General features: G+C 43.7%; 8 protein-coding genes and 1 pseudogene. 3 read left to right on the top strand and 6 right to left on the bottom strand.

Translation table 11 applies throughout. From position 1 onward, the window contains the following. Positions 1–74 precede the first annotated feature (74 nt). From ACM0OZ_RS46375 to ACM0OZ_RS46355, 5 genes are all read right to left on the bottom strand, one after another. A complete protein-coding gene (locus ACM0OZ_RS46375; RefSeq protein ID WP_414589727.1) occupies positions 75–1007 on the bottom strand; it encodes an AAA family ATPase in 933 nt (310 codons plus the stop codon). A 30-nt stretch (positions 1008–1037) separates the two neighbouring features. Further along, the gene (locus ACM0OZ_RS46370; protein WP_414589726.1) at positions 1038–1946 is read right to left on the bottom strand and encodes a ParB/RepB/Spo0J family partition protein; all 909 of its coding nucleotides are present in this window, start codon (positions 1944–1946) and stop codon (positions 1038–1040) included. Further along, complete coding sequence (locus ACM0OZ_RS46365) at positions 1943–2698, bottom strand: ParA family protein (RefSeq protein ID WP_414589725.1); 756 nt, start codon at positions 2696–2698, stop codon at positions 1943–1945. The genes ACM0OZ_RS46370 and ACM0OZ_RS46365 overlap by 4 nt, the downstream gene beginning before the upstream one ends. A gap of 898 nt (positions 2699–3596) precedes the next feature. Then, the gene (locus tag ACM0OZ_RS46360) at positions 3597–6614 is read right to left on the bottom strand and encodes a hypothetical protein (protein WP_414589724.1); all 3018 of its coding nucleotides are present in this window, start codon (positions 6612–6614) and stop codon (positions 3597–3599) included. A 358-nt stretch (positions 6615–6972) separates the two neighbouring features. Further along, positions 6973–8031: a ParB/RepB/Spo0J family partition protein gene (locus ACM0OZ_RS46355; RefSeq protein WP_414589723.1), complete on the bottom strand. Its 1059-nt coding sequence runs from the start codon at positions 8029–8031 to the stop codon at positions 6973–6975. 392 nt (positions 8032–8423) lie between these two features. Here ACM0OZ_RS46355 and ACM0OZ_RS46350 point away from each other — a divergent pair, with 392 nt between their 5' ends. Beyond that, positions 8424–8792, top strand: coding sequence for a helix-turn-helix domain-containing protein (locus ACM0OZ_RS46350; protein ID WP_414589722.1), 369 nt, complete (start codon positions 8424–8426; stop codon positions 8790–8792). A 378-nt stretch (positions 8793–9170) separates the two neighbouring features. Here ACM0OZ_RS46350 and ACM0OZ_RS46345 read toward each other — a convergent pair whose 3' ends face one another. Continuing rightward, positions 9171–9602, bottom strand: coding sequence for a hypothetical protein (locus ACM0OZ_RS46345; protein WP_414589721.1), 432 nt, complete (start codon positions 9600–9602; stop codon positions 9171–9173). A 173-nt stretch (positions 9603–9775) separates the two neighbouring features. On the opposite strand from ACM0OZ_RS46345, the gene ACM0OZ_RS46340 reads away from it, so the two are divergent. Together ACM0OZ_RS46340 and ACM0OZ_RS46335 are read left to right on the top strand one after the other, a co-directional pair. Further along, a complete protein-coding gene (locus ACM0OZ_RS46340) occupies positions 9776–9928 on the top strand; it encodes a hypothetical protein (protein WP_414589720.1) in 153 nt (50 codons plus the stop codon). Positions 9929–10328: 400 nt separating this feature from the next. Next, positions 10329–10475: pseudogene (locus ACM0OZ_RS46335) on the top strand (IS1634 family transposase); the annotation flags it as partial. Positions 10476–10580: the final 105 nt, after the last annotated feature.

The following is a 10580-nucleotide window of genomic DNA, read 5'->3' as shown; positions in this document are numbered from 1 at the left end:
AGTGATCGCAATTATTATAGTCCACGTCCTAATTAGACTGGCTATAGCTATAAATGTCTAGACTTGTCTAGCTTTTATATAGCAGTACCATCTCGATAACCAATTTCAATCTGGTATTCTTTATTTTTCTTATCCAAAGAAATGTTTAAATCCACTACTCCTGGAATCAGGGAAGTCAGTGAAGCTGCAATATCTGCTATCGCTCCCTTTGGTTGACTACGAGTTGCTGTCTCACTTTGAATTCTAGCCAACACTGTGGCAAGATTTGCTCCATCTGGTTCTAGTTCAAGAGCAGCAGTAGTGGAACTCGGACGCCGCAGCAAGTAAGGGTCGAGCTGAAGAAAGCGCACCTGACGCATTTCCTCACGAATGGCGTAAAGATGAGGGTATTCAGTACTGGTGATACTGGAAAGCACTGTTGCCTCAGCACTAGTAGCTGAACGAGTGCGACCCACGTCATAAGCATCTGGCATGATTTGAAAACTACGGTAGCCATCCGTTTCTACAGTCGTTAGCCAAGGAGAAGATTGTCCATATTTGAAAAAGGCTTGCCGGAATTGAGGTGAAATTTCTCGTGTTGATGACCACAAATCCCTTTCAGGGAGGATAGGCTCTGCTGCTTCTTTAACTACGACCAGCCGTTCTAAGCCAAAGGATACTTGCTGTAGTTCAATTTCTACCTCGTAACGCACGCGAGAATGAGAAATTTTCACCGTCTCACCCCAGGGGTCGCGCACTTCGGGAGCAAGGAGTAATTCAACAGCAAACGTCATTCGGGTGCTTCTTGAGCCATCCGCCTGGATGCGAAATAGCTCGACAGGTTCGCCACGTAAATCTCTAACAGAGGAACGCAGATCACTTCCGGCTAAATTTGAAAGCAATCGAATCGCATCAAACAAGTTGGACTTACCAGAAGCATTTGGTCCAAGAATCACCTGCATGGGTCCCAAATCTAGACCAAATCCTTCAAACGTCTTGAAGCCGTCAATCTCAATTCGAGTAAGCATCTTTAATTCCGAAGCAATTTCATCAAATATTTAGCTATCTAGTAAGACCTCAATTTCTGCCAAAAGTGCTTCTAAACGGCTCCACTTGTGCTGGTCTTCCCAAACCCGCGCCTGCTTCACTCGGCGGATTGTTGTCTCTATACGCTCTTTGCGCTCGTCGGGTTGAGAAGGTGGAAGTGTGCCCTTAAGGCGTGCAGTAATCTCACTTAGAGATAAATTTTCATTAATTGCCGCTGACAGTAGTTCTTTGCGTGCTACTTCATCTTTCAGACGGGCGATCGCTTTCGCTTTTGTGTAGGCAATCAAACCATGACGCAACGCCGCCAATATATCTTCAGGCAGATTCAGTAACGGTAGGCGGTTCTTGACGAAAGATTCCCAGGTCATCAACCCCAAGCTGGTAAAAACTTCTTCAACTAACTGCGCCTCTGAGTTAGGCATAACGTTATGCCTAAACTCGTCGTGTTTGTCTGCGGCGTTCTTCATTTTATAAAGCAGGGGAGTGACATCCGCAACATCACTTCCCAAACGTAGTGCCAGAAGTTGTAGAATACCTTCCGTTTCCTCTACTGGATTTAAGTCCTCACGGCAAAGATTCTCAATCAGAGAAAGTTGCATCGCCTCTTCATCACTGAGTTCTCGAATAACAACTGGCACTTCAGCAAGCTGAACTTCTTTCGCAGCTCGGTAGCGACGCTCACCAGCCACCAGCTCATACTGGTCATCCGAACGAGAACGCACAAGAAGAGGTTGCAGAACTCCGTGCTGTCGCACAGACTCTACTAACTCCTGCATTGCAGAGGGGTCAAAGTAACGCCTCGGCTGCTGCTGGGGCAGACAAATTGCTGAAATCGGAACCATCTGGGCTACGGCTTGCGAGTCCCCAAACAGGATATCCAAAGACTTCATTTGCTGATAGGGGCGATCGCGCCTACTCATTTGATTTTCTCCAAACTTTGTGCAATTTTTTTGAGGATAGGCACGGCAGGATGTTTACGGTTAAGGACAGCCAATGGTACATGGTCTTCAGATGCATCGGCAAAAGCAGTGGAACGGGGAATAGGGGGGTAAACAATACCTACTTTCGTTAATTGCTCTTGTATGGCTTGCAAAGTGCGAGCATCCTGAACATTTCGACCATCGTACATGGTAGGAATAAACCCTGCTATTTGCAACTTGCGGTTGGGGCGAGAACGAACTCTAGCTACTGTACTCAACAATAACTCAGTTCCACAAAACGCTTTGTATTGAGTTTGAATTGGAACAAGGACGTGAGTTGATGCCACCAAGCTGATATAGCTTAAAAGCCCTAAACTGGGTGGACAGTCTATCAGAATAAAATCATATTGGTCAAGCACTGCCTCTAGGGCTTCCTTAAGCCTGACATCTCGCATATCTGCCACTACCAGTTCTAACTCAGCCGCACTGAGGTTGATATTGGCTGGAGCTAAATCGATGCCATGAATTTTAGAGTGAACAGGCAGAGGTTGACTGTGCAAAATCGAGTCATAAACAGTTTGCTTTAGTGAAGTGGGGTCTAAACCCATAAAAGTCGTCAATGAACCTTGCGGGTCCATGTCTACCAAAAGCACCCGATGTTTGCGCTCTTGCAGATGGTAGGCAAGGTTCATGGCTAAACTCGACTTGCCCACGCCGCCAGATTGATTGAATAGTGTTACAACGCAAGTCAAATTTTTTACCTCTACAATAAAGTCTTTGAGTCAACAATAAAGTCCTTGAGTAATTGATACAGTTGGCTCTCAGGACACGCCAAAATATTTTTTTTCTTATTTTTCAGTTAGCAGATGCTCTAACCGAATGGCTAGATTTTCAGCGTTGCTCTTGTGTCACCGTTAATCAATACCATAGCAGAGCTACTGGTACAGATAAGCTGTCGCAAAGCATTGTAAAAAATTCAGTTACTCCGGTAAATTGCAATTTTGCTTAGTTACTCTAGCAGTTACTAAAAAATAGTAACTGCTAGAATCCTTGCATATTCTAGGTTTTAGCTCTTTTCTATTTTTAGTTACCATAGTTACCATACAAAAATAAGTTTTTCCAAAAAATAGCTTTCTTTTTCTAAATATAAATTTTGTATTAAAAAAGTATAGTATTTAGACTGAAAGAAAAAATTAACGCGCAACTCTCAAACCGTAAATCTAGACATATCAATAACTTAAGTTGGTTACTAAAACTTGCAACTTCGTTTTCATTTAAAATTTAGTGCTGATTTATACCGCTTTTTCAAGAACTCATGAAGGGTTTAATGGATAATTGCAAACCGTACTGCACTTTCCAAACGTAATCAATACACCTTTGAAACGCAGGTTGACGCTATTAACTATGTCTAAATATCTGTAATCCAGGTTGAGCAGTTACCAGTTACCGCCACAAGTAAACAAACACCGACGGTATAAAGACCCGCAGCATAAAGAAGAGTTTTGGTTACTAAACCTAGTGAATCAGTTACCGCTTGTTTTTCACGTTAAAAATAAGCAGTTTTTTTCTTAAACGCAATAACTGTGGTAACTGAAGTTAGATAAAACGCTAAAATGCTTATCCTGCCTATATTCTAGCAGTTACCACTTTTTACGGTAACTGGTCATTATCTGTTTCTTCGGGCGTAGTAACTGGGTCTGAGTTACCGCCATTATCGTCACTCATCGAGTCAACAGAAATAGATGGAAAATAAGGATAATCAGGTAACTCAAAGCCGTTAACTCGGTCTAAAAGCAACTGAATCGGTATCTCCACACAGCTGCGAGTTACCATTTCTGGTGGCGTTGGGAGCATGATCTCACCATCAGCATCAGCCCGAAGACTAACCTTGAGCCGCTGGTAGGTTATGGAAGAGTCCTTATCACAGTGAAATTTCTGCTTGCTACAGGTCTTGCCTCCCGCCTTCTCAATTTGCTGCCGAATCATTTTTTGACTGTAGGGCAAGTCATTCTTGAAGTAACGGGATATCACTGGCCAAACTCCGTGCATATAAACTGCCAGAGATTTGTAATTTCGATTTTCGGGGTTACCATCTTCAGTAATGAGACGGCAGTTCCATTCACCAATTTCAGTTTGCGATCGCAACACCAGAAGTCGATCAATAAAGTCAGAGAGCGAAGATTTCTTCGATTCGTCCTCATTGGCTTCACCGCACAAGGAAGCAAGGTAAGCCCACACCTCTTCAGCTGACACAGCACATGAGAGTTCAGCCAAGCGAAAAGCGTAGAAACTAACAAGGGCCAAACTGGATGCTAATCTTGCGTGCGCTGCAGGTAGCTTTGAAATGAGTTGAGATTCTAATTCCTTAACTCCTTCCTGAAAGTAACCAATTTTAATGAATTCAGGCAAGACAGACGAACAATGACGTGAAATAAAATGTAATTCCTGGAAAGCATTTGGGTTGGGAGTTCCCTCAAAAACCAAACGAATCAATCTGGATAGAATAATTGGGTCATCATCCCCAATTGAAAAATTAGAAGCGACCATCAAGGCACTATGAGGGTCTTGGCTATTTTCCCGTACAAGGCGCGACCCACCACCGTATTGAGTTTTTACTTGTTGACAAATCCAATCGACTTGAGCTTTGTCTGGGTCGTCGAGAAACTGCGTTAATCCTCCCATCAACTTAAATCGTTCATAATAACCGCTTTCAGAGGTCTTATGGAGTACAGCCCGATGGTCTAACCCTAATAAAGAAAGTGCCGTCACCGCTGCTACCGTCTTCCCGGTTCCAGCATCGCCATATAGTCCCAAAATCGGGAAAAAGCCTTCCTTTTCCAGGATTTCGTCATAAAACAAACCAGCCACTACAAACGACATTGTAAATATTGCTGGCATAAACCCAGATTCCCCAAAAAAGCTACGCATGGCATTAACCAAGCGCTTTAAAACTTCTGGTTCTTGCTCTATATAAATGTTGGGGAGAGGAATTTTTTCCTTCGCAATTAATGCTTGGTTGAAAACCCAACCCGACTCTTCCTCGCTGATGAAGCGTCCATCTACAGAAATTTGGCAGTTGGGGAATACCCAAATTCCGTCTGCTTGCCGACCAATGCGATCGCATAATTTGTAAGGTCTGCCTCCCCGTTCTCGATAAGCTGCCAATTCCTTATGCAAGTATTTCTGAAGTTCCTCTGGCTTTAGCTTGTTGACCAAATAAACCTTTCCGGTAGAACGTGCCAGACAATTTACAAAATCCGTTACCTTATGCAGCGCTTCAGCTGGAACTACGACTCGGTCTTGCTCTTTTGGAGAGTCATAACTGCGCTTGACCTGCAACACAAATCCACCAAAGGCATTGTTAGTACCTACTAACTCCCGCTCAATTTTAAAACTGAAGCTTGCCTTAGGAATCCATTGCCACTCTGAACCTGTATCATCAAAACCCTTACCCGACTTAATCCAATATCCTAATTCAGACCTATCGGGATGTTGCACCGGCGCTAGCCAATCAGAAGTATCAAACTGTTTATCGTTACACAGTAACGAATAGCGCGAGTCGTTAGGCGACAGTGCAATCCACTCCTCAATTGAAATATAAGTTATTTGGTAACGACCTCCTTGAATAATTAGGTCGTCAATATCTGGATCTTCCTTAGTGAACTGTCCCCACCAGCCGACACGAGTTTTACATCCCCATTGTTGCAACAGTTTAATCGTTTCATAATAACGATGCATAATATGCCCATTTGCAAGCATCCCGGCATCAACATACAAATCGATAACTAAAGCAGAGAGGGACACATTTCGTTCTTGGGCTACTTTTTGGAGGTAACGTTTCAACAAGTTCGGACTACAGTCCCAAGCAGCTCCAGGTGCACCGATAATTATTTGCTGTAAATGACAAGCAACTGACCATGCTTTTAATACTCCCTCAGCCAAACCAATAGACGGAAGTTGAACTGATGGGGGACGGCAGAATGCCAGTGGCATTTCCCCATTGTCCAATCTTGGTCCGTTTCCTTCCGCAGGTGCTGATGATCCCCATTTGTACTTGCCGCTGCTGGGGTCATCTGGGCGTAACTGGAAAGCAATGATTTGTCCGCACTCGTTATAAATTGGCAAGAACATCCCTGGCTGACCATACAAGTACAACGAACCATTCCGCTCAACGACGCCGGGTAAATCAGCACTTACATTTTCCACCTGGGTTTCCTGCCATGAACAAAAACCGATAAAGTCAACAAACTCACCTAGTCCGCGCCCATCCTTCAATTGAGTCTGGTGAACGTCTTTCAGTGGCAGTTGTTCTAATATCTGTCGGTACTGCTTATCCCGTTCTTGCTCGCTAAGAACTTTACGAAAAGACGCTTGTGGAAAATTTTCCACAAGCGTCTCTTGGCTATGAGAAGATGCATCATTGAATTTATTCGACCTATGCTTTGCTTTTTCCCCAAATTTGGAGCGATAGTAATTAGTGCGACTGGAGTTGTTCCACTCAGGGAATTGTGATGGATAAGCTTTTTGCACTGCCATCACCCAAGACGAAGGCAGTCCAGTCAAATTTGCCATGTCTTTGCTAGATGCTCTTTTACCCTGACTTTGAAGGGTGATTGCTGCTCTTAACAATTCATCTACAATATGAGGCTCAATAAATTCTTGTCCCATTCCACCTGATAACTCTCGAATATAAACGTAACCAGATGGAGCGGAATGGGGATCACAGTGATAACAATAAATGCTTCCGTCGTAATTAAGCTTACAGCTTCCTGTTGTATTTCCACAAAGTGGACAGGGATTTTTTTTAGTGGAATGTTTACCTTTTTTCCTAGTTCCTGGCATAAGTATATTCAATTTTTAGTTGCATTTTATACTAACTAAGAGACAGTACTAAACAGTGAAACTCGTGCTTTTTCCTAAAACTAATTGCAACGCTATGCTCAAAAAACAAACTTAAGTCATTAACTTTCAGTTCTTTGCCAAGCGTTGATCCAAGTGTGTCTCAATTAGGTATAAATGCAGGATTTTATACTTCTAAAACTGTTTTGGTGGATTCAGCTGCTTGTAAAAGGTGATGACAAGCCCAGTCCACAAGAGCCATTCCAGACGCTCGTGCAGCATCTTCAAAAATAGGTTGTAAGTGTAATGGAAGTGTGAGGGTAAAATACGAAGAGTTTGGTATAGATTTATTTTTGGCAGGCTCGTTCCACCGATAATTCCACCCCTGACACTCGGATGCTCTTGTCTGGGCATCTTTTTCGAGAAAACTCAAAAAACCAAATTTGTAGCAATAAAAGCTGTGGTTATCTTTGACTGGCTCTCTACTACAGTATTGGCAATTCCAACAGCTGCGTTTTTGGACGGTTCTTTCTTCAGCATTCTGATTGGATGAAGATTCCTTGAGAAATCTTGTAGCTGCATCAACACTCCGCTCATTGAGTACTTTTCGTAAACTGCTTGCTGATTCAGTGTTGCCTTGTTGCAGCAACTTGTCTATGGCTGCAACTACCTTTTTGGCTTTGGAATAGGTGCGACCGCTACCCAAACCCACAAGTGTAGCTACGCGCTCGCGGCTTTTTCCTCCAGACGCTTGTGGAAAATTTTCCACAAGCGTCTCCTTGTTATCTCTTCCTAATTTTTTATTGGTAGCAGCAGCTGCTAGTTGTTGCCGCTGCTTCGCTCTAGCCTTTTCCACTTGTTCCCAAGCTAAGGCTTCACGCACTTTTTGTTCAGTCGTCTTGCTACGACTGGCATTTTCCAGCAGCAGAGCCTCCAACTCTGCCTCCGGACTGGAAAAGTCCCTTACTTCCACAGGAATACTTTGCCAACCCAGTAACTGCACAGCCTTCCAACGTCGGTGTCCGCTGATGATCGTGTTCTGTTGGTTAATAACTAAGGGCTTGACCCATTGCGAGTTGCGAATAAAGTCAACCAAGTCCGAAAGGTCCTCTGTTGCTCCATAAATGGACGAATTGAACTCATGTGGTTTAAGGGAGGCTGGGTCAACAGACTTAAAGACAGAAGCCAGCAGATGATTATGTTGACCGTTGCTGCTCAACTTTGATGAATCAGAAGAAATACTCATAAAGACTCCTAGTCCTATGAAGAAATTGCAAAAAACTCTTTCTTGTTACTTTCTGCTTCGCCACAATTAGAAAGTGTAGTAGAGTGAAATCGACAAAGCTCTTACCTGCTATGGCACTCTATGCCAAACTAGCTTTTTTAGCGCTGTTGGCTATTAGTGGCACTGCAAGGGGGCGAACTATATCAAAAAGCCCATAAATCCCTGAAACTAAGGTTTTTAACCTTATGTGGTTATTTACACAAGACAATATCATTTCTATTAAACCACAATGCCTAAAGTATCAGTCATTTTTGTCTAAAGCTCTGGACACTTATTTTCAACAATTTATCGTATTGAGTAAACTTGATTAGTGATTCCTCTAAAAAGCAACCGAAAAAGTATAAAATCTTAATATGATTACTAAAGCAGAAAGACTAGCGGCTCTAATTAAGGAATTGCGGGGTGTTTGCTCTCAGCGTCGATTTTCTCAGCAGTTGGGAGTGAGTAAATCATGCGTCAATTTTTGGGAGTCTGGCTTGGCTTGGCCAGATACAGATAATCTGGAAAAGCTGGCACAATTAAAAGGCTGGACTCTTGCCGAACTGCAAACTTACTTGGTGAAGGGAGAGCTACCATTAGAGGAACCGTTAGAGCAGATTTTGAACCAACTGCGATTACTTCCCACAGAAGCAGTGGCTCAAGTAGCATCTGTGGCGGTGCAAACGTTGGCAAGTAGGACTAAATCAACGGGTAGTGCCCAAGATGTAATGATAGTAGGGTAGACTCCAACGGTTGCTGATTCCATTGCCCGCGATGCCCACTTGTCCAAGCTGTACCTCTAAAAGGCACTATCAAAAATGGTCACATCCACAATAGCTAACAACGCTTCAAATGCTGCAACTGCGGTAAGCAATTTGTGGAAGACCTGCAAAACAAGGTGATCCTCAAGCCACTGATGCTGTTGGCGAAGTCGGGTAATCCCTAATTCCTCGTTATGGTCAGCTACAGCAGAATCAAGCTTTCAGAGCTTTAAATTCACTTGGCCAACAATATCTTCGGTGACACTGTTGGTCAATGTACTACATATTTGTCAATTCAAGTATTACGTAGGTCAAAATCTCCAATCTGTCGTTGCGGCTTTTTCTTTGTAACACTTTTGTCTATGCCTTTGTAACACTTTCGCCAACAGTGTCTTCGCTACTTTTACCCCGTAATCGCCGATTAAAGCGTGATTTTTCCAACATCTTCGGTATGAAATTATGGTCTTTCATGTAGGCGCAAGCCTTACTGTTATTACCATTGAAGAAGATGGCTGCAATCAGCGCCGTTGTAATAATTTCTGCATCACTCATCTGACGTCGAATATCATCGTCATGCCCAATCGCCTTTAACAGATCATCAGTGATAGCATAAATGGCAATAATTTCATTAAGCATAAACCCCTCCTTATTTCTCTGTGGAGGGGATTTTATTGCTGAAATGACCTCGTTGCGATTGCGCGGAGCGCACTGCCCCTTGGGCAATCGCCGATAAGAGTAACTAGCAACTTGGGTTAATATAGCTCTGCATCGAATCGAACAAGTGTTAGGCATAAAATACAAAAAGAATAGCGAACTCATAAGTAAACGCGCTTTTGTACGCTATGCCGATGACGTGCGCCACTTAACCAGGCGCTAGAACCCTCTCACAGAGAGGAGAGGTACGGAATCATATGACCTCTGGGCCAACAACTAACCTAATGGTGAAAGCCAGAGGGGACAGTAGCATGTTGTTAAAGCGGAAGAAGTCAGAAGATGCTTATGATTTGGTTCTGCAAGACCCGTGCGATATGGTGAGAGCCAAACTGCCCAAACCTCAGTTTCCAGTGATGGAAGCGTACATTCTCCGACTACAGCATCTCATGGCGGGGTCACTGTGATAGGGTGGCTAAGTCGTCGCCACCTGAACTTTCCGCACAGTACCGAGAGAGAATGACCTCACCTAAGGAAACGGAAGAGGCACCTAAGTCGCACTCGATACATCTAGTGTCTAGGGAATGTGGGATTGCCCTAAGTGCCGAGAGGCACAGGGTAACGGAGCCACCGTAGTACTCTGAGAACGGGAAAGCCGTCTACATGGGGAAGGGTGGCAGGTGTTGCAAAACTCAACTCATATCATGTCCGGCTAATCACTTACGATTAAGCTCCAATTTGAAGCCACCAATGGAAACCCGTTAACCCGCGAATTAAATCTTGCTGTTGGAGTAAACCCACATTCCGCAGGTAAGCGAAGAGATTAATGGTATTTTTTATGAATGACACCATCAGTATCAGAAATAAGAGCGCGTCGCCGCATTACCGATGGTTATGGGTCTGTGCTTGTTAGTTTACACTTTAGGACAACGGGCACTGCGGCAGGCACTTGAGCAAGCCAAACAAACCATCAGCAATCAATTAGGCAAGCCGACTGCTACCCCCACTATGCGGCAGGGCTGTTTCATTCCACAAGGGAGAAGAGTTTGTCAATATCATTAGAGGTATAGCCATAGCCATCTTCATTAGGACGCAGCTTGCTTGAGAACGACTTCGATG

Source organism: Scytonema sp. PCC 10023, from assembly GCF_963920835.1.
GTDB lineage: Bacteria > Cyanobacteriota > Cyanobacteriia > Cyanobacteriales > Nostocaceae > Kalymmatonema.
This window is presented reverse-complemented; position numbering and strand designations above follow the sequence as displayed.